Source organism: Curtobacterium sp. MCBD17_032 (genome assembly GCF_003234855.1).
GTDB lineage: Bacteria > Actinomycetota > Actinomycetes > Actinomycetales > Microbacteriaceae > Curtobacterium.
Genome location: NZ_QKTO01000010.1, coordinates 1 through 19,116 on the forward strand (window position 1 = coordinate 1; position 19,116 = coordinate 19,116).

The window sequence follows — 19,116 nt, forward strand, 5'->3', positions numbered from 1 at the left end:
TTCAATCCAAAAGGAATTGCTTCATGACCCGACCGGAAAAAACCGACCAGGCACGAGGTCAATAAAATTGGCATTGACAATGTGCACGCTGTTGAGTTCTCAAGGACCAGACGCACTCCCCACTCCACACCACCAGGATGCTTCGCCAGAGAGGCTGTCGCTCTCGATCCCACCGATGTCGTCGAACCCGCCAACACAACCGTGCAGTCAGATCCAGTGGCTCATCCCGAAGGAGAGAACCGGTGGAGTAGTCATCCTAAGCGTCGAAGCGACCCAGCACAAGGCCAGATCTGAACTCCAGTGGAGGATGGTCCCGCTTGAGGGCCGACGTGCTCTGGGCTTCCGCTCCAGCCGCTCCGCCGCACCTTTGGGGTGACGAGGGATTACTTTACGCAGCCCCCACACCCACCACCAACCCACCCCACATCCCGGGCGTGTCGCACCATGCAACACCGGTGCCGCTCCCCGAGACGCCGAACGCCCGGCCCCTCTCGGGACCGGGCGTCGGGACTGGTCGGGACCGGCTGCGTCAGCCGAGCGTGACGCCGGCCAGCGTCTTCTTCCCGCGACGGAGGACGAGCACGCCACCCGGCATGGCGAGGGACGCCAGCGTCGCGGCCGCGTCCTCGGCACGCTCGTTGTTGACGTACACGCCACCCTGGTCGATCGCACGCCGTGCTTCACCGAGGGACTTGACGAGTCCGGTCTCCACGAGGGCTCGCGCGACATCGGCATCCCCGCCCAGCGACACCGTCCCGGGCAGTTCGGCGATCGCGGCGCGCAGGGTGTCGGCGTCGAGCGCGGTCAGGTCGCCGTTCCCGAACAGCGCTGCCGACGCGTCGATCGCGGCCTGTGTCGCGGCCTCCCCGTGGACCAGTGCGGTGACCTCGAAGGCCAGGGTGCGCTGGGCCTCCCGGCGGAACGGCTCGTCGGCGACGGCCTGCTCGAGGCGCTCCACCTCGGCGCGCGACAGGAACGTGAACTCGCGCAGGCGCGCGACCACGTCGGCGTCCGCCGTGTTGAGCCAGAACTGGTAGAACGCGTACGGCGACGTCATCTCCGGGTCGAGCCAGATCGCGTTGCCCTCGCTCTTGCCGAACTTCGTGCCGTCGGAGTTCGTGATGAGCGGCGTCCCCAGCGCGTGCGCGGACACGCCCTCGGTCCGACGGATGAGTTCCGTGCCCGAGGTGAGGTTGCCCCACTGATCGGAGCCACCGGTCTGCAGCGTGCACCCGTACTGGCGGTAGAGCTCGCGGAAGTCCAGGCCCTGCAGGATCTGGTAGCTGAACTCGGTGTAGCTGATGCCGGCGTCCGAGTTCAGCCGGGCGGCGACGGCGTCCTTCTTGAGCATCGAGTTGACGCGGAAGTACTTGCCGATGTCACGCAGGAAGTCGATCGCGGACAGCGGCGCGGTCCAGTCCAGGTTGTTCACCAGCCGGACGCCGTTGTCACCGTCGGCGCTGAGGAACCGGGACACCTGGCCCTGCAGCCGTCCCACCCACTCCTCGACGGTCTCGCGGGTGTTGAGCGTGCGCTCGGCCGTGGGGCGCGGGTCCCCGATGAGACCGGTCGATCCGCCGACGAGCGCGAGTGGCTTGTGCCCAGCCAGCTGCAGTCGACGCATGGTCAGCAGCTGGAGCAGGTTCCCGCAGTGCAGCGACGGGGCGGTCGGGTCGAACCCGCAGTAGTAGGTCACCGGTCCGGCGTCGAGGGCCTCTTGCAGCGCGGTCTCGTCGGTGGAGACGTGCACCAGACCACGCCAGCGCAGTTCGTCCCACACCGAGGCGAAGGTGGGGTCGTTCTGCTGGCGCGTCAGGACGTCGGGATCGGTATCACTGGACACCCCGTCATCGTACCGGCGCGCTCGGTACCGCCTCAGCCGATCGCACCCTTGTGCCGGCGGTACGCCGAGACGGTCGGGTCTCCCGCCAGCCAGTACCGCCACGGGAACGCTGCTCCCCCGGCGACGCCACCCACGCCGGTCCGCGGACCGCGGGCGACCAGGCCGCCGGACAGGAGTTCGTCGACGACCCGCGCCACCGGGGCGGAGGTGAGCCGCGCCTCCAGGCCGGGGTCCAACCGGAGTGTGTACGGACCGGAACCGTCGAGGACTGAGGTGCCGTCGTCCGCGCCGAGGACCGCGCCGAGCGCGACGCCGAGGTTCCCCGGCCCGCGCGCGAGGGCGACGTCGGCCACCATGGGCCCGCGACGATCGCGGGCGACGTCGGTTCCTGCCACCACCGCAGCCCCGCGGAGCAGGGACCCGGACGACTGGCCGACGGGGCCACTCACGACGTTCACGCACGTGTGGATGCCGTACGACCGGTAGGCGTACAGCGTCCCGGGCGGACCGAAGAGGTGCCGGTTGCGCGGCGTCACGCCGCGGTGCCCGTGCGAGCCCGGGTCGACCTCGCCGGAGTACGCCTCGACCTCGGTGATCCGGAGCGCCACGCCCTTGCCCGTGAGCGTCGCACCGAGGAGCGCGGGCGCGCACACCGGTGCCGGCTCACGCAGGAGCGCGAGCAGTGCTTCCGCGGCGGTCCCGTCAGTGGACACGGGTCACCGGGTGAAGGGCGTCCCGGCCGCGATCTCCCGGACGGACCGGGTCAGGGCGGCGAGCTGTTCGGCGACGCGCTCCGGGGCCGTGCCACCGATCCCCCGACGGGACGCGACGCTGCCCTCGATCGTGAGGACCGTGCGGACCTCCGGGGTCAGGTGCTCCGAGACGGCGGCGTACTCCGCGTCCGTCGGGTCGTCGAGGTCGATGCCGCGCTCCTCGCAGTACCGGACGAGCGCGCCCGAGACCTCGTGCGCGTCACGGAACGGGACACCCTGTCGGACGAGCCACTCCGCGACGTCGGTCGCCAGGGAGAACCCCTGCGGGGCGAGCTCCGCCATCCGGGCGGTGTCGAAGGACAGGGTCGCGATCATGCCGGTGAACGCGGGGAGCAGGACCTCGAGCGTCGCGACGGAGTCGAAGACGGGCTCCTTGTCCTCCTGCAGGTCGCGGTTGTAGGCGAGCGGCAGGCCCTTGAGGGTGGCGAGGAGGCCGGTCAGGTTGCCGATCAGCCGACCGGACTTGCCGCGTGCGAGCTCGGCGATGTCCGGGTTCTTCTTCTGCGGCATGATGCTCGACCCGGTCGAGAAGCCGTCGTGGAGCCGGACGAAGCCGAACTCCTTCGTGTTCCAGAGGATGACCTCCTCCGCCAGGCGGGAGACGTCGATGCCGATCTGGGCGAGGACGAAGGCGAACTCGGCGACGACGTCGCGCGCGGCGGTCGCGTCGATCGAGTTGTCGGCGGGTCGGTCGAAGCCGAGCTCCTGCGCGATGGCGGCCGGGTCGAGTCCGAGCGAGCTGCCCGCCAGCGCGCCGGCGCCGTAGGGGCTGACGCTCGCGCGGCCCGCCCAGTCGCGGAGCCGCTCGAGGTCCCGCACGAGCGGCCATGCGTGCGCGAGCAGGTGGTGGGCGAGGAGGACCGGCTGCGCGTGCTGCAGGTGCGTCCGGCCGGGCATGATCGCGCCCTCGTGTTCGGACGCCTGCTGGCTGATCGCGTCGACGAGGTCGATGACCATCCGGCCGATCCGACGGCCGTGGTCGAGCATGTGCATCCGGCCGAGGGTCGCGATCTGGTCGTTGCGGCTGCGGCCGGCGCGGAGCTTCCCGCCCAGCTCCGGGCCGACGTCGGCGATGAGCAGGCGCTCGAGCGCGCCGTGCACGTCCTCGTCGGACTCGTCCGGCTGCAGGGAGCCGTCGGCGTGCGCGTCCTCGAGCCGGTCGAGGCCGGCGGTCATCCGCTGGAGTTCGTCGGCCGTCAGGTACCCCGCCACCTGCAGCGCCCGGGCGTGCGCGCGGGAGCCGGCGATGTCGTAGGGCGCCAGCTGCCAGTCGAAGTGCGTCGACTTCGACAGGGCGGCGAGTTCCGCGCTCGGACCGTCGGCGAACCGGCCACCCCACAGGGCGCCCGTGTTCGTCGCGTCGGTCTTGCTGCTGCTGTCGTCCGGCCGGGAGGCTCGGGGGGCGTCCGTCATGAGGGTCCTGCGTCGTCTCGGGTCGGGTCGGTCGGGGGGTAGGGGACCGGTGCGGTCCGGGGTCGGCGCGGTCCGGGCGGCACGCCTGCCGGACCGCGCCGACGGGACGGGCGCGTGCCGCGCCTCCCGTCCGGCGAGGACGGCGGGACCGACCGGTCCCGCCGCCCTCGGTCGGTCAGTTCGCCAGGTCGCGGCGGGCGGAGATCTTGCTCGGCAGCGACCACAGTTCGATGAAGCCCTTGGAGAGCGACTGGTCGAACGTGTCACCGGTGTCGTACGTGGCGAGGTCGAAGTCGTAGAGGCTCTGCTCGGAGCGACGACCGGTCACCGTGGCACGACCGCCGTGGAGCTGCATGCGGATGTCGCCGGACACGTACTCCTGGGTCGAGTCGATGAAGGCGTCGAGGCTGCGCTTCAGCCCACCGAACCACAGGCCGTCGTAGACCAGGTCGGCCCACTCCGACTCGACACCGCGCTTGTAGCGGTTGACGTCGCGCTCGAGGGTCAGGCTCTCGAGCTCCTCGTGCGCGGCGATGAGCGCCATCGCGGCCGGGGCCTCGTAGACCTCGCGCGACTTGATGCCGACCAGGCGGTCCTCGACGACGTCGATGCGGCCGACGCCGTGCTTGCCGGCGAGGGCGTTGAGTTCCTGCACGACGCGCAGGACGCTGAAGCGCTGACCGTCGATCGCGACCGGCACACCCTGCTCGAACGTGATCGTGACCTCGTCGGCCTCACGGTCGACGGCGGGGTCCTGCGTGTACGCGTACAGGTCCTCGATCGGGGCGTTCCACGGGTCCTCGAGGAACCCGGTCTCCACCGCGCGACCCCAGACGTTCTGGTCGATCGAGTACGGCGACTTCTTGCTCTGCAGGATCGGCAGGTCGTGCTCCTGCGCGTAGACGATCGCCTTGTCACGGGTCAGCGCGAGGTCACGGACCGGGGCGACGCTCGTCAGGTCGGGGGCGATCGCGGCCACGGCGGCCTCGAAGCGCACCTGGTCGTTGCCCTTGCCGGTGCAGCCGTGCGCGACGCTGTCCGCGCCGAGCTGCTTCGCCGTGGTGGCGAGGTGCTTCGCGATGAGCGGCCGACTCAGCGCCGAGACGAGCGGGTAGCGCTTCTGGTAGAGCGCGTTGGCCTTGAGGGCCGGGACGAGGTAGTCGTCCGCGAACTCGTCCTTCGCGTCGATGACGACCGACTCGACCGCGCCGCAGTCGAGCGCGCGCTGCCGGATGGCGTCCATGTCCTCGCCGCCCTGGCCGACGTCGACGGCCAGCGCCACGACCTCCTTGCCGGTGGCGTCCTTGAGCCAACCGATCCCGACGGAGGTGTCGAGCCCTCCTGAGTACGCGAGTACGACGCGGTCTGCCATGGGTTCTCTCCTGTGTGGTGGTGGTTGTCAGTTGCCGGGGGTCGCCAGGTGTGCGGCGGCCGCCCCGTCTGCGGCGGTCGCCCCGTCTGCGGCGGTCGGGGCGTTGGCGGCGAGGAGCCAGGCGAGCAGGGCCTTCTGGGCGTGCAGGCGGTTCTCCGCCTCGTCCCAGATGATGCTGCGCGGTCCGTCGATGACCTCGGCGGTGACCTCGTAGCCGCGGTCGGCGGGCAGGCAGTGCATGAACACGGCGTCGTCCGCGGCGTGCGCGAGCAGGTCGTCGTCGACGCGGTACCCGGCGAAGGTGGCGAGCCGCTGCTGCTTCTCGTCCTCCTTGCCCATCGAGACCCAGGTGTCGGTCACGACGACGTCGGCACCGGCCACCGCGGCGACCGGGTCGGTCACGACGAGCACGGACCCGCCGGTCTCGGCTGCGCGGTGCTCCGCGTCCGTCACGACCTGCGGTGCGGGCGAGAACTCGACCGGCGACGCGACGCGCACGTGCATGCCCGCGGTCGCGCAGGCGAGCAGGTACGACTGCGCCATGTTGCTCGCGCCGTCGCCGACGAACGCGATGGTCTGCCCGGCCAACGCGCCGCGGTGCTCGCGGATGGTGAGCAGGTCGGCGAGGAGCTGGCACGGGTGGAAGTCGTCGGACAGCGCGTTGACGACCGGCACCGTGGTACTCGCGGCCATCTCCTCGAGCCCGGCCTGGCCGTACGTGCGCCAGACGATCGCCGAGACCATGCGCTCGAGCACGCGGGCGGTGTCGGTCGGGGTCTCCTTGCCGCCGAGCTGGCTGTTCGCGGTCGAGATGATGAGCGGGCTACCGCCGAGGTCGCTGATGCCGACGTGGAAGGACACCCGGGTGCGGGTGGACGACTTGTCGAAGATCACGGCGACGCTCTGCGGACCGGCGAGGGGCTTGGCGCCCCACCGGTCGCGCTTCATCTCGACGGCGAGGTCGAGGATCGCGGACTGCTCGGCCTGGGTCAGGTCGTCGTCCCGGAGGAAGTGGCGGGTCATGCGGGGGTCTCCTGGTCGGCGCCCTCGACGGCCGCCATGCTCTGGGCGAGGATCGCGAGGAACGCGTCGATCTCGGTGTCGGACACGATGAGCGGCGGCGCGATGCGCAGGCTCGACTCGTTCGGGGCGTTGATGATGAGGCCGCGCTCGAGCGCTGCGGCCGAGACCGCGGCGGCGACCGGACGGCGGAGACCGACACCGATGAGCAGGCCGCTCCCGCGGACCTCCGCCACCAGGTCGGAGCCGAGCGCGGTGATGCCGGCGCGGATGCGCTCGCCCTTGACGACGGCACCGGCCACCAGGTCGGCACGCTCGATCTCGGCGAGCACCGCGTTCGCGACGCGGGTGCCGAGCGGGTTGCCGCCGAAGGTGGAGCCGTGCTGACCCGCTGAGAACAGGTCGGACGCCCATCCGAAGGTCACGAGCGCCCCGATCGGGAAGCCGCCGGCGATCCCCTTGGCGACCGTGATCGCGTCCGGGACGACGCCGGTGTTCTGGAAGGCGAACCAGGCGCCGGTGCGGCCGATGCCGGTCTGGATCTCGTCCAGGATGAGCAGGGCGCCGTGCCGCTCGGTCAGGGCCCGCGCGGCCTGCAGGAAGCCCTCGGGCAGGTCGACGACGCCGGCCTCGCCCTTGATCGGCTCGAGGATGAGCGCCGCGACGGTGTCGTCGATCGAGCGCTCGAGGGCCTCGATCGACGTCTCGATGTGCTCGACGCCCGGGATCATCGGCAGGAAGTCCTGCTGCAGGGCGGGCTTGCCGGTGAGCGCGAGCGCGCCCATGGTGCGGCCGTGGAACGCCTGCTGCAGCGCGAGGATCGTCGTCTTGCGCCCGTCCGCGCCGCGGTTCAGCCGAGCCAGCTTGAACGCCGCCTCGTTGGCCTCTGCGCCGGAGTTGCCGAAGTACACGCGGCCGGCGTCGCCCGCGCCGGAGATGCGCTTGAGGCGCTCCGCGAGCTCGAGCTGCGGCGGCGTCGCGAAGTAGTTCGACACGTGCACGAGCTTCGCTGCCTGGTCGCTGATCGCCTCGACGAGCGCCGGGTGGGCGTGGCCGAGCGAGTTCACCGCGATGCCGGCGAGGAAGTCGAGGTACTCGTTGCCGTCGACGTCCCACACCCGGCAGCCCTCGCCGCGCTCGAGCATGATCTTCGGCGGGGTCAGGGATCGCATGAGCGACGCCCCGAACCGGTCGTTCCAGGTCTCGGTCTGCGTCTCGGTGCTCACCGTGCTGTGCCCTTCTCGTCGTCGTGCGGAGTCGTGGAGTCGTCGTCGCGTCGGGCGACGTGCTGGCCGCCCGGGGTGTCGTCGTGGCCGCTGCCCGGGGCGTGGACCGCCGCGCGTCGGCCGATCTCGGCGTGGGTGTTCTGGTTCTCGGTCCGCCGGCTCGGGTCCGGGATGACCTCGGTGCCGGCGCCGCGGAGCGTGAAGACCTCGAGCAGGATCGAGTGTGGGATGCGGCCGTCGATGATGGTCGCGCCGCCGACCCCGCCGACCACGGCGTCGAGGCACGCGGTCATCTTCGGGATCATCCCGGACTCGAGCGACGGCAGCAGCTGACGGAGTTCCTCGACCGCGATGAGGTCGATGATCGAGTCGCGGTCCGGCCAGTTGCGGTACAGCCCGGGCACGTCCGTCAGCATCATCAGCTTCGACGCGTTCAGCGCGATCGCGAGTGCGGCCGCCGCGGCGTCCGCGTTCACGTTGAGCGCCTGGTCCGGGTGTGCGTCGTCGATCGCGATGCTCGACACGACCGGGATGCGGTCGGCACGGATCGCGGCGAGGACCCCGGACGGGTCGACGTGGGTGATGTCGCCGACGTGGCCGAGGTCGAAGTGCTCGCCGTCCACGACGACGCCCTTCTTCTCGCCGGTGAACAGCGATCCGCCGTCGCCGAACACCCCGACGCCGAGGCCGTCGCCGTGCTCGTCGATGAGATCGACGATCTCACGGTTCACCTCGCCGGCCAGGACGTCGCGGACGACCGTGATCGCCTCGGTCGTCGTGACGCGGTAGCCGCCGCGGAACTCGGACTGGATGCCCTGCTCCTTCAGCGCCGCGGAGATCTGCGGACCGCCGCCGTGCACGACGACCGGGTGCAGGCCGGCGTACCGGAGGTAGACCATGTCCTCGGCGAACGCCCGCTTGAGGTCGTCGTTCACCATCGCGTTGCCGCCGAACTTGACGACGACGATCTTGCCCGAGAACCGCTTCAACCACGGCAGGGACTCGATGAGGGTCGCGGCCTTGACGGTCGCGAGCTCGTGCTCTTCTTCCTTCGAGAGGTCCGCGTCGCTCATCAGCTGGAGTACGCGCTGTTCTCGTGGACGTAGTCGTGCGTCAGGTCGTTCGTCAGGATCGTCGCCGCGGCCGTGCCGACCCCGAGGTCGATGAGCACGTGCGTGTCCCGCGGGGTGAGGTCGACGTCGTCGCTCGGCTGGTCCGGGGCACCGGCGTGGCACACCCGCACCCCGTTCATCGACACGTCGACCGCGTACGGGTCGAACTCGGCGTCGGTCGTCCCGATCGCGGCGAGCACCCGCCCCCAGTTGGGGTCGTTGCCGAAGACCGCCGCCTTGAAGAGGTTGTTGCGGGCGACGCTCCGGCCGACCGTCACGGCCTCGTCCTCGCTGACCGCGCCGACGACCTCGATCGTGATGTCGTGCGCTGCGCCCTCGGCGTCCTGCTGGAGCTGGCGGGCGAGGTCGGCGCAGACGCCGGTCAGGGCCTGTTGGAAGGTCTCGGCGTCGGGGGTCGCGCCCGAAGCACCGGAGGCCATGAGCACGACGGTGTCGTTCGTGGACATGCACCCGTCGGAGTCCACGCGGTCGAAGGTCACGCGGGTCGCCGCGCGCAGGGCCCGGTCGAGCTCGTCCGCGGGCAGTGCCGCGTCGGTGGTGATCACCACGAGCATCGTCGCGAGGCCGGGTGCGAGCATGCCCGCGCCCTTCGCCATCCCGCCGACCGTCCAGCCGTCGACCGAGACGACGGACTGCTTGGGCTTCGTGTCGGTGGTCATGATCGCGGCCGCGGCGGCCGGTCCACCGTCGTCCGCCAGGGCGTCGGCCGCCAGGGTCACACCCCGGAGCACGCCGTCGCGGAAGGTCTGGTCACCGACGCCGATGAGGCCGGTCGAGCAGACGACGACGTCAGCCGCTCCGATGCCCAGCGCCTCGCCCACCGCCTCCGCGGTGAGGTGGGTCGTCTGGAAGCCGAAGGGACCCGTGAAGCAGTTCGCGCCTCCCGAGTTGAGGACGACGGCACGCGCGATGCCGTCGCCGACCACCTGGCGGGACCAGATGACCGGGTGTGCCTGCGCACGGTTCGTGGTGAAGACGGCCGCCACGGCGTCCGAGGGGCCGTCGTTGACGACCAGCGCCACGTCCGGCTTGCCGGTCGTCTTCAGGCCGGCGGTGACGCCGGCGGCACGGAAGCCGGCGGCGGCGGTGACACCCTGCAGCGCACCGTCGGTCGCCGGGAGGCCCGTGGTCGCGTCGGCGCTGTCGTTGCGGTCGGTCACGGGGCGACTCCGTCCACGCTGAGGCCCAGGGTCTCGGGGAGCCCGAGCGCGATGTTCGCGGACTGCACGGCGGCACCGCCGGTCCCCTTGGCGAGGTTGTCGAGTGCGGAGACGGCGACCACCCGGCCGGCGGCCTCGTCGACCGCGATGCCCACCAGAGCGGTGTTCGCCCCGATGGTGTCGGCCACCCGGGGGAAGACGCCCTCGGGCAGCAGGTGCACGAAGGGCTCGTCGGCGTAGGCCTGCTCCCAGGCGAGCCGGACGTCGTGCGCGGTCACCCCGGGGGCGAGCCGAGCGGACGTGGTCGCGAGGATGCCGCGGGCCATCGGCACGAGGACGGGCGTGAACGAGACCCGGACGTCCGACGCACCGGCCACGCGGAGGTTCTGCTGGATCTCCGGCACGTGGCGGTGCTTCCCGCCCACGGCGTACGCGCTGGCGGACCCCATGATCTCCGCCGCCAGGTAGGTGGACTCGAGCTTCTTGCCGGCACCGCTCGGTCCGACGCTGAGGACCGAGACGATGTCGTCCGACTCGACGAGGCCGGCCTGCACCCCTGGCTGGATGCCGAGCGTGACCGCGGTGACGTTGCACCCGGGGACGGCGATCCGCTTGGTGGCCGCCAGTTCGGTGCGCTGCCGGCCCTGCGGCACGATGTCGTCGACGTCCCGCCACTCCTCGGCCGCTCCCGGGGCGGGCGGCGCGTGCAGGAGCTCGGGCAGCCCGTAGGTCCAGGCGCCGTGGTACTCGCCGCCGTAGAACGCGGCCCACGCGGCCTCGTCCGTCAGCCGGTGGTCAGCGCCGCAGTCCACGACGAGCGTGTCCGCGTCGAGCTCCGCCGTGATCGCGCCGGACTGACCGTGCGGCAGGGCGAGGAACACCACGTCGTGCCCACGGAGGTTCTCCGGGGTCGTCTCCACGAGGGTCAGGTGCGCGAGCGACCGCAGGTGCGGCTGCGTCGCGATGAGCGGCTGTCCGGCGTTCGAGAACGCCGTCACCGTCCGCACGTCGAACTCGGGATGAGCGGAGAGGATGCGCAGCAACTCGCTACCCGCGTAGCCGCTGGCACCAGCCACGGCGACGGATACGGACATGGGTTCCACCTTTGGTCGGACTGTTCGTCGAGGGAGTCGGAGGCGGCGACCCCGGGCGGTGATCCGTCGTGGATCAGTCGCGCAGGGTCGCCCCGAATCGCTCGCCGGCACGTCGGACAGCGCCGTCACGGGCCTCGGAGGCCTCGGCAGCGGTCAGCGTGCGGTCCGTGGCGCGGAACCGCAGCGCGAACGTCAGGGACTTCTGTCCCTCGTCCAGGCCGGCGCCGCGGTAGTCGTCCACGAGCCGAGCATACTCCAACAGCTCCCCGGCACCAGCGCGCACCTCGGCGAGGACGTCACCGGCCGGGGTCGCGACGTCGACCACGAGGGAGAGGTCCTGCGTCGCCGCCGGGTAGGAGACGATCGCCGCGACCTCGACCACGTCCGGCGCCGCGCCCACGAGGGCGTCGAGGTCGAGTTCGACGACCGCGACCACCCGGGGCAGGTCGGCGTCCGCCGCCAGCTCCGGGAGCAGCTCGCCGGCGACCCCGACGACCGTGTCCCCGACCAGGAGCGACGCCGCACGACCGGGGTGCAACGAGGGGTGGGTCGTCTGCGCCACGGTGAGCTCGACACCGACGGCCCAGGCGACGGTCCGCGCGGCGTCGAGGGCGTCGGCGATGCCGAACGGCTCCGCGACCACACCCGGCTGCTTGACGACCGCGTTGCCGAGCAGGAGCGCGCTCAGGTGGAAGGGCTGTGCGGGGAGGGCCGCGTCGAGCGCGGCGAGGGTCTCGGGCGTCGGACGCTGTGCGCCGACCGGGACGTCGGCGGTCCCGAGCGCGACACCCTGCGCTGGCAGGAAGACCCGGGACGTCTCGTACACGGCGACGTCGACGAGCCCGCGCGACACGTTGCGACGCGCCACGTCGACGAGGGCCGGCACTCCGCTGCGGCGGAGGTGGTCCTGCGCGCTGTCGAGCGCGTTCGCGAGCACGACGCTCGGTCCGCCGTCGGCGTCGATGCCCGGGTAGGCGGCAGCGGTCGCGGCGGAGACGAACGGAGCGGTCACGACCTCGGTCAGCCCGGCGGCGGCGAGTGCTGCCGAGACCCGACGACGGGCCTGCTGGTGCAGCGTGAGACCACGGCCGGGAGGCGCGACGGGCAGCACGCTCGGGATGCGGTCGTAGCCGACGATGCGCGCGATCTCCTCGACGAGGGAGACGTCGTCCACCAGGTCGGGGCGCCAGGTCGGCGGGGTGACGGTGAGCACGTCGCCGCCGACCTCCACCGTCGCGCCGATCGCCCGGAGCGTCTCGAGGACCTCGGCGTCGGTGTACCCGACACCGATGAGCTCTGCGGCCCGGCCGGCGCGCATCCGGACGGTCGGACGGGGGCGGTCGTCGACCAGGGTGGATCCGAGCGGGTCCGGCGTGCCACCGGCGAGGTCGACGAGGAGCTCGACGGCACGGTTCGCCGCGGCCTCGGCGACGAGCGGGTCGACGCCGCGCTCGAACCGGCGGGAGGCCTCGCTCGGGAGCTTGTGGCGCCGGGCGGACCGGGCGATCGACACCTGGTCGAAGCCGGCGGCCTCGATGAGGACGTCGGTGGTCGCCGACGTGATCTCGGTCCGGGCACCGCCCATGACGCCGGCGAGACCGACGGCACCGGCGTCGTCCGCGATGACCAGGTCCTCGGCGTGGAGCGCACGGTCGACGTCGTCGAGGGTGGTCAGGCGCTCCCCGACGGTGGCGCGGCGGACCGTCAGCCCGCCCTGCAGCGCCGCGAGGTCGTACCCGTGCAGCGGCTGCCCGAGTTCGAACATGACGTAGTTCGTGATGTCGACGGGCAGCGAGATGGAGCGCACCCCGGCCAGGGTCAGGCGGGCGACCATCCACGCCGGGGTCGGCCGGGACGCGTCGATGCCGCGGACGACCCGGGTGACGAACGTGTGCGCGCCGACACGACCGCGGATCGGGGCGGCGTCGTCGACGGTCACCGGGAAGCCGTCGCCGGTGCGCGGCAGGACCCGGTCGGCCGGGTCGGAGAACGTGGCGCCGGTGGCGTGCGCGTACTCGCGGGCGACGCCGCGCATGCTCATGGCGTAGCCGCGGTCCGGCGTCACGTTGATCTCCACCGCGGCGTCGTCGAGGCCGAGCAGCGCGATCGCGTCCGCACCGACCTCGGGCTCCATGCCGAGGTCGGCGAAGCGCAGGATGCCGTCGTGCTCGTCACCGAGGCCGAGCTCCCGCGCGGAGGCGATCATGCCGTCCGACACGTGGCCGTACGTCTTCCGCGCCGCGATCGGGAACGGGCCGGGGAGCACCGCACCGGGCAGGGTCACGACGACGAGGTCACCGACGTCGAAGTTGTGGGCGCCGCAGACGATGCCGCGCGGCTCGGGCTCGCCGACGTCCACCTGGCACCAGTTGATGGTCTTGCCGTTCTTCTGCGGCTCGGGCACGCGCTCGAGCACCCGACCGACCACGACGGGCCCGGTCAGGTCGAAGGTGTGCACGGACTCTTCCTCGAACCCGACCGACACCAGGGCGGCGTGGACGTGCTCGAGGGAGACGTCGTCGGGCAGGTCGACGGACTCGCCGAGCCAGCGGAGTGGGACGCGCATCAGACCACCGTTCCGAACTGCTGCGAGAAGCGGAGGTCGCCCTCGAGGAAGTCACGCATGTCGTTCAGGCCGTTGCGGAACTGGAGCGTCCGCTCGATGCCCATGCCGAAGGCGAAGCCCTGGTACTCGTCCGGGTCGATGCCGGCGGCGCGCAGGACGTTCGGGTTGACCATGCCGCACCCGCCCCACTCGACCCACCGCGGGCCGCCCTTTGCGTTGGGCTGCCAGACGTCCATCTCGGCGCTCGGCTCGGTGAACGGGAAGTAGTTCGGGCGGAGACGGATCTGTGCCTCGGTGCCGAACACCTGGCGTGCGAAGTGCTCGAGCGTGCCGCGCAGGTGCGCCATCGTCAGGCCCTTGTCGATCGCGATGCCCTCGACCTGGGTGAAGACCGGCAGGTGTGTGGCGTCGAGCTCGTCGGCCCGGTACACGCGGCCCGGTGCGATGACGTAGAGCGGGAGCTCCCGCGTGAGCAGCGAGCGGATCTGCACCGGCGACGTGTGCGTCCGCATGAGCAGGTGCCGGTCGACCGGCTCGACGAAGACCGTGTCGGCCATCGCCCGCGCCGGGTGGTCCTGGTCGAAGTTCAGGGCGTCGAAGTTGAACCACTCGTGCTCGAGCTCGGGGCCCTCCGCGACCTCCCAGCCCATGCCGATGAAGACGTCGGCCACGGTCTCGTTGAGGAGCGAGAGCGGGTGGCGGGACCCGGGGGTGCGCCGGGACGGCAGGGCGGTCACGTCGACGCGCTCCGACTCGAGGCGTGCGCGTTCCTCGGCCTCGGCGAGCACGGCCTCCTGCGCTGCGATCACCTGGTTCACCTGCGCGCGGGCCTGTCCGACGAGCTTGCCCGCGGCGGCCTTCTGCTCGGGCGGGACGCTGCGCATCGACGCGTTCATCCGGGCGAGCGTCGACTGCTCACCGGTGTGCTCGGCGCGGGCCTGCTTCAGCTCCGCGACGGTGGTCGTGGCGCGGACGGCGGCGAGGGCCGCGTCCACGGCGTCGGCGACCGCCGATCCGCTGATCTCGAGAGGTTCTGACACGAGGACCAAGCCTACCGGCCGATGGGATACCGCCGTCCTGCACCGGACGGACGGTGTCCGACCGCGGTCAGTCCGCCGCCGGAGCGGACCGGCTCCGCTGCGCGAACGCGCTCTCGTACAGGCACACCGAAGCCGCGGTCGCGAGGTTCATCGACTCCGCCCGGCCGTAGATCGGAACCTTCACCGCGCGGTCGACGAGCGCCAGGTCCTCCGCCGTCAGTCCGCGCGCCTCGTTGCCGAACACCCACACGGTCGGTCCGTCGAGCATGCCGTCGGCGCGGACGTCCGGCAGGTCGTCACCGGACACGTCGGCGGCCAGGATCGTGTAACCGAGCCCCCGGGCGCGTTCGATCGCGTCGGCCAGGGACACCCCGACCGAGACCGGCACGTGGAACAGCGACCCCGTGGTCGAGCGGACCACCTTCGGGTTGTACGGGTCGACGCTCCGACCGGTCAGCACCACCGCGTCGGCCCCGGCGGAGTCGGCGGCCCGGATGATCGTGCCGGCGTTCCCCGGGTCACGGACCTCCTCGAGGACCGCGACCAGTCCGGGCAGGGCGTCCGAGGCGTCGGCGTCGACGCGGGTTTCCGCGCGGGCGTCGGGGAAGACGTCCTTCACCGACGTCGGGAACTGCTGGCACACGGCGATCACGCCCTGCGGCGTGACGGTGTCCGCCATCGCGTCGAGCACCTGCTCGGTGACGAACCACGTGTCCACGGGGGCGTCGTCCAGCCCGTGGCGCGCTGCAGCGGTCGGGGTGACGTACAGCTCGCGGAGGAGCTCGGGGCGGTACTCGATCGCCTCGCGCACGGCCTGCGGCCCCTCGAGCAGGAACAGCCCGGTCTCGGCGCGGACGTCCTTCTTGGCCAGGGCGGCAACGGCCTTGACACGGCCGGCACGGGGGTTCTCGAGGAGATCGCTCACGTGCTCAGTCTAGGAACGACCCGTCCACGGGGACGACGCGGACCCCGGGGACGACGGGACCCCCACTCCGTTCGGAGTGGGGGTCCCGGTGCACGGTGACGTGGCTCAGGCTGCCTTCGGCGCCGAGGTGTCGGCCGGCAGGGCCTTCTTGGCGGTCTCGACGAGCGCCGCGAACGTCTCGGCGTTGTTCACCGCGAGGTCCGCGAGGATGCGACGGTCGACCTCGACGCCGGCCAGGTTGAGACCCTGGATGAGGCGGTTGTAGGTCAGGCCGTTCGCACGCGACGCGGCGTTGATGCGCTGGATCCACAGGCGACGGAACTCGCCCTTCTTCGCGTGACGGTCCCGGTACGCGTAGACGAGGGAGTGGGTGACCTGCTCCTTCGCCTTGCGGTACAGGCGCGAACGCTGGCCGCGGTAGCCCTCGGCGCGCTCGAGGATGACGCGGCGCTTCTTGGCGGCGTTGACCGCTCTCTTCACTCTTGCCATTGATCTGTTCCTTTACGTTCCGGGACGGCTCAGTGGCCGAGGAGCTTCTTGACGTTCTTGGCGTCGGCCTTCGAGAGGACCTGGTCCTCGTTGAGGCGGGCCTTGCGCTTGGCGGACTTGACCTCGAGGTTGTGGCGCATACCGGCCTGCTGCTTCATGATCTTGCCGCTGCCGGTGACCTTGAAGCGCTTCTTCGACCCAGAGTGGGTCTTCTGCTTGGGCATCGTGTGCCTTTCCGTGGGGTGGATGGGGGCCGCGCGAGCGCGGGATCGGTCTGGGAGGACCTATTCGGCCGACGAGTCGGCCGGGGTTGCTGCGGCGGTCCCGGACGTGGTCGCGTCCGCCGGCTTGGTCTTCGCGGAGTGCTCGGACGCCTTGCGCTCGGCCTTCTCGGCGGCGCGCTTGGCGTTGAGCTCGCCCTTGACGTCCGACTTGTTCTTCAGCGGCGCGATGATCATCGTCATGTTGCGGCCGTCCTGCGTCGGACGCGACTCGACGACACCGAACTCGGCGATCTCCTCGGCGAACTTCTGGAGGAGTCGGACACCCTGCTCGGGACGCGACTGCTCGCGACCGCGGAAGAGGATCATCGCCTTCACCTTGTCGCCACCGAGGAGGAACCCCTCGGCGCGCTTGCGCTTCGTCTCGTAGTCGTGCACGTCGATCTTCAGGCGGAAGCGGACCTCTTTCAGGTCGGTGTTGACCTGGTTGCGGCGGGCTTCCTTGGCCTTCTGAGCGGCTTCGTACTTGAACTTGCCGTAGTCCATGATCTTGGCGACGGGCGGCTTCGAGTTCGGCGCGACCTCGACCAGATCCAGCTCGGCTTCCTGCGCGAGGCGCAGTGCGACGGCGATGGGGACAACGCCGACCTGCTCGCCCTGGGGACCGACGAGTCGGACCTCGGGGACGCGGATTCGGTCGTTGGTACGGGGATCGGTGATGCGGAGCTCCTTCAATCAGGTGGTGGCCGTCCGGGGCGTGTGCCCGGGACGACGGCACGAGAGAGGAGATCTGACGCACGGATCGCAGACCCGTTCGGCAGCCGCCCGACGCCGACCCTTGCGGTCCGGCCGACCGGACCCACGTCGTGGGCTCCGGCGGAGCGGTGGTGACCCGGTAGCCTTGGTGCAGCCACGGGTGGGAGGAACTCCTCTTTCGTGACACCGTCCTGACTCCCGGAAGGCTCCGGGCGCGCGGACAGCGTCTGCCGTCGGCGAGTCTAGCAGAGGAGCACCGTGACCGACACCCCGAGCACCCCCACCCCCTTCGACGAGGACGGGTTCGACGGCGCGGACGCCGCCGCCCGGGACATCTCCGAGGTCCCCGCGATCGAGCTCGTCAACACCGTGGCCGTCCACCTGCTCAGCGCCGCCGCCGTCAAGGTCGGCCTGGCGGACGACCCCGAGCGCCAGACCGACCTGGACGAGGCGCGCAAGCTCATCACCTCGCTCGCCGGCCTGGTCACCGCCGCGGCCACCGAGATCGGCGACCAGCACGCCCGCCCGCTGCGCGACGGGCTGCGCTCCGTGCAGCTGGCGTTCCGCGAGGCCTCGGCCATCCCGGACGCGCCGGGCAAGGGACCGGGCGAGAAGTACACCGGTCCGGTCAACTAGACCCACCCCGACCCCGTCGGACGGGGTGGGGACGGACGGGAGGCCCGTGGCGGAGTCGCCACGGGCCTCCCGTCCGTCGGTCGCGTCAGCCCGCCGAGCGGGCGACCAGGCGCTCGACGGCCGCGACCGGGATGCCGACCCAGGTCGGACGGTTGCGCGCTTCGTACACGACCTCGTACACGGCCTTGTCGAGCTCGAACGCGTCGAGCAGTGCCCGGTGCGCGCGCAGGTCGGCACCGCTGCCCCGCGCGTAGCCGTCGAGGAACGCGTTCCGCGCCTCCTGCGCCCAGTCCCCGGTGTCCACGGGATCGTCGTCGTGTGCGAGCGCACCCGCGACGTAGTCGAACGAGCGCAGCATGCCGGCGACGTCCCGGAGCGCGACGTCCGGACGCGAGCGTTCGGGCATCGGGCGGAGCGGCTCGCCCTCGAAGTCGAGGAACACCCAGCCGCGGGGCTCCGGGGCCGACAGGACCTGCCCGAGGTGCAGGTCACCGTGGATGCGCTGCATGGTCGGCCACGGCACGGACGCCGCACGGTCGTACACGCGGGCGACGGCGGCGGCGTGGTCGGCGACCTGCGGCACCTCGGCCGCGGCGGTCTCGAGTCGGCGGCGCATGGTCGCGACGGCCTCGTCCACCTGCTCCGGGCCGGCGGTCGCGGTCGGCATGGCGTCGGCGAGGACGGTGTGCACCTCGGCGAGGGCCGCACCGAGGCGGTCCGCGGCGCTCGCGAAGGACTCGCCGCCACGGGCCGCGGCCAGGGCCACGCGCCAGGCGTCCTCGAGGCCGGGCAGGAACTCCTGCGCGAAGGCGAGGTGGCCGTGTGCGGTGCCGCCCGGCTGCCCGTCGTCCGGCCACTCCCCGGCGAGCGCACCGAAGGTCCGGGGCACGCGCTCGGAGCCGGCCGCCGAGAGCGCCCGCTGCGTGGTCACGTCGGGGTTGGCGCCGTCGTGCAGCACACGGAAGACCTTCGTGATGACCTGGCCGCTCTCCTCGGTCCCGCAGATCACCGAGGTGTTCGACTGCTCGCCGCTGAGCACACGGGCGTCGGTGACGGGGCCGATGGGGTCGCCGTCGGCCTCGATGCGTCCGAGCAACCAGCGTGCGTAGGCGACGTCGTGCGGGCCGTCGTAGACGTGTGCGCCGTCGACCTCGGCCACAAGGGCGTGCGCGAGCTCGGGGACGGGCGTCTGCCGGATCGTGAGCGGCACCTGGTACAGCACCGCTCCGGTCGGGGCGTCGTCGAGCACGTAGAGGGTGCGGATGCGGGCGTCGGCGGTGTCGTCGCTGTCCTCGGCGAGGACGCGGACCCGCGGGGTCCCGCCCTTCGCCGCGTACCAGCGTTGGTCGGCCATCCAGCCGGCGACGGCTGTCTCGAGGGGGTCGGCGTGCACGGCGTCGGTCATGTCGGGGACGGTACCCGTCGCGGCTGCACCGGTCCGGGGGTTCG

17 protein-coding genes are annotated in these 19,116 nt (G+C 71.7%); 1 reads left to right on the forward strand and 16 read right to left on the reverse strand.

Annotation, left to right across the window (positions count from 1 at the left end; translation table 11 throughout):
• Positions 1-529: 529 nt before the first annotated feature.
• From tyrS to infC, 15 genes are all read right to left on the reverse strand, one after another.
• The gene (gene tyrS / locus DEI91_RS12280) at positions 530-1,843 is read right to left on the reverse strand and encodes a tyrosine--tRNA ligase (protein WP_181439591.1); all 1,314 of its coding nucleotides are present in this window, start codon (positions 1,841-1,843) and stop codon (positions 530-532) included.
• Between the two features lie 32 nt (positions 1,844-1,875).
• On the reverse strand, positions 1,876-2,556 hold the full coding sequence (locus tag DEI91_RS12285) for a DNA-3-methyladenine glycosylase (protein WP_258374416.1): 681 nt from the start codon (positions 2,554-2,556) through the stop codon (positions 1,876-1,878).
• A gap of 3 nt (positions 2,557-2,559) precedes the next feature.
• Positions 2,560-4,029: an argininosuccinate lyase gene (argH, locus tag DEI91_RS12290; protein WP_111052575.1), complete on the reverse strand. Its 1,470-nt coding sequence runs from the start codon at positions 4,027-4,029 to the stop codon at positions 2,560-2,562.
• A 175-nt stretch (positions 4,030-4,204) separates the two neighbouring features.
• Complete coding sequence (locus DEI91_RS12295) at positions 4,205-5,401, reverse strand: argininosuccinate synthase (protein WP_110824039.1); 1,197 nt, start codon at positions 5,399-5,401, stop codon at positions 4,205-4,207.
• Positions 5,402-5,428: 27 nt separating this feature from the next.
• Positions 5,429-6,424 carry an ornithine carbamoyltransferase gene (argF, locus tag DEI91_RS12300; protein ID WP_111052576.1) on the reverse strand — a complete coding sequence of 332 codons (996 nt, stop codon included), beginning with the start codon at positions 6,422-6,424 and terminating at the stop codon, positions 5,429-5,431.
• Entirely contained in the window at positions 6,421-7,647 is a 1,227-nt protein-coding gene (locus DEI91_RS12305; protein ID WP_111052577.1) for an acetylornithine transaminase, read from the reverse strand. The genes argF and DEI91_RS12305 overlap by 4 nt, the downstream gene beginning before the upstream one ends.
• On the reverse strand, positions 7,644-8,720 hold the full coding sequence (gene argB / locus DEI91_RS12310; protein WP_258374417.1) for an acetylglutamate kinase: 1,077 nt from the start codon (positions 8,718-8,720) through the stop codon (positions 7,644-7,646). Before argB ends, DEI91_RS12305 begins: the two co-directional genes overlap by 4 nt.
• Positions 8,720-9,880 (reverse strand): bifunctional glutamate N-acetyltransferase/amino-acid acetyltransferase ArgJ, encoded by a 1,161-nt coding sequence (gene argJ, locus DEI91_RS12315; RefSeq protein WP_111052639.1) that lies wholly within the window; start codon positions 9,878-9,880, stop codon positions 8,720-8,722. Before argJ ends, argB begins: the two co-directional genes overlap by 1 nt.
• A gap of 56 nt (positions 9,881-9,936) precedes the next feature.
• Positions 9,937-11,034, reverse strand: a complete 1,098-nt coding sequence (locus tag DEI91_RS12320) for an N-acetyl-gamma-glutamyl-phosphate reductase (RefSeq protein WP_111052578.1) — start codon at positions 11,032-11,034, stop codon at positions 9,937-9,939.
• 73 nt (positions 11,035-11,107) lie between these two features.
• Entirely contained in the window at positions 11,108-13,600 is a 2,493-nt protein-coding gene (gene pheT / locus DEI91_RS12325) for a phenylalanine--tRNA ligase subunit beta (RefSeq protein ID WP_111052579.1), read from the reverse strand.
• Positions 13,600-14,640 carry a phenylalanine--tRNA ligase subunit alpha gene (pheS, locus tag DEI91_RS12330; RefSeq protein ID WP_111052640.1) on the reverse strand — a complete coding sequence of 347 codons (1,041 nt, stop codon included), beginning with the start codon at positions 14,638-14,640 and terminating at the stop codon, positions 13,600-13,602. Before pheS ends, pheT begins: the two co-directional genes overlap by 1 nt.
• 67 nt (positions 14,641-14,707) lie before the next feature.
• Complete coding sequence (locus DEI91_RS12335) at positions 14,708-15,565, reverse strand: RNA methyltransferase (protein ID WP_111052580.1); 858 nt, start codon at positions 15,563-15,565, stop codon at positions 14,708-14,710.
• A 105-nt stretch (positions 15,566-15,670) separates the two neighbouring features.
• A complete protein-coding gene (rplT, locus tag DEI91_RS12340; RefSeq protein WP_110824044.1) occupies positions 15,671-16,054 on the reverse strand; it encodes a 50S ribosomal protein L20 in 384 nt (127 codons plus the stop codon).
• 29 nt (positions 16,055-16,083) lie between these two features.
• Positions 16,084-16,278, reverse strand: coding sequence for a 50S ribosomal protein L35 (gene rpmI, locus DEI91_RS12345; RefSeq protein WP_065961871.1), 195 nt, complete (start codon positions 16,276-16,278; stop codon positions 16,084-16,086).
• A gap of 60 nt (positions 16,279-16,338) precedes the next feature.
• Positions 16,339-17,010, reverse strand: coding sequence for a translation initiation factor IF-3 (gene infC / locus DEI91_RS12350; protein WP_111052581.1), 672 nt, complete (start codon positions 17,008-17,010; stop codon positions 16,339-16,341).
• 279 nt (positions 17,011-17,289) lie between these two features.
• On the opposite strand from infC, the gene DEI91_RS12355 reads away from it, so the two are divergent.
• The gene (locus tag DEI91_RS12355; RefSeq protein WP_375537688.1) at positions 17,290-17,667 is read left to right on the forward strand and encodes a DUF1844 domain-containing protein; all 378 of its coding nucleotides are present in this window, start codon (positions 17,290-17,292) and stop codon (positions 17,665-17,667) included.
• 85 nt (positions 17,668-17,752) lie between these two features.
• On the opposite strand, the gene DEI91_RS12360 is transcribed toward DEI91_RS12355, so the two are convergent.
• Positions 17,753-19,072, reverse strand: coding sequence for a phosphotransferase (locus tag DEI91_RS12360; RefSeq protein WP_111052582.1), 1,320 nt, complete (start codon positions 19,070-19,072; stop codon positions 17,753-17,755).
• Between the last annotated feature and the right edge of the window lie 44 nt (positions 19,073-19,116).

What these genes read in the sequence shown, in the direction of transcription:
- argH (WP_111052575.1), bottom strand. Translation starts at nt 4,029, where the DNA reads ATGACGGACGCCCCCCGAGCCTCCCGGCCGGACGACAGCAGCAGCAAG.
- DEI91_RS12295 (WP_110824039.1), bottom strand. Translation starts at nt 5,401, where the DNA reads ATGGCAGACCGCGTCGTACTCGCGTACTCAGGAGGGCTCGACACCTCC.
- argF (WP_111052576.1), bottom strand. Translation starts at nt 6,424, where the DNA reads ATGACCCGCCACTTCCTCCGGGACGACGACCTGACCCAGGCCGAGCAG.
- argB (WP_258374417.1), bottom strand. Translation starts at nt 8,720, where the DNA reads ATGAGCGACGCGGACCTCTCGAAGGAAGAAGAGCACGAGCTCGCGACC.
- DEI91_RS12320 (WP_111052578.1), bottom strand. Translation starts at nt 11,034, where the DNA reads ATGTCCGTATCCGTCGCCGTGGCTGGTGCCAGCGGCTACGCGGGTAGC.
- pheT (WP_111052579.1), bottom strand. Translation starts at nt 13,600, where the DNA reads ATGCGCGTCCCACTCCGCTGGCTCGGCGAGTCCGTCGACCTGCCCGAC.
- rplT (WP_110824044.1), bottom strand. Translation starts at nt 16,054, where the DNA reads ATGGCAAGAGTGAAGAGAGCGGTCAACGCCGCCAAGAAGCGCCGCGTC.
- rpmI (WP_065961871.1), bottom strand. Translation starts at nt 16,278, where the DNA reads ATGCCCAAGCAGAAGACCCACTCTGGGTCGAAGAAGCGCTTCAAGGTC.
- DEI91_RS12360 (WP_111052582.1), bottom strand. Translation starts at nt 19,072, where the DNA reads ATGACCGACGCCGTGCACGCCGACCCCCTCGAGACAGCCGTCGCCGGC.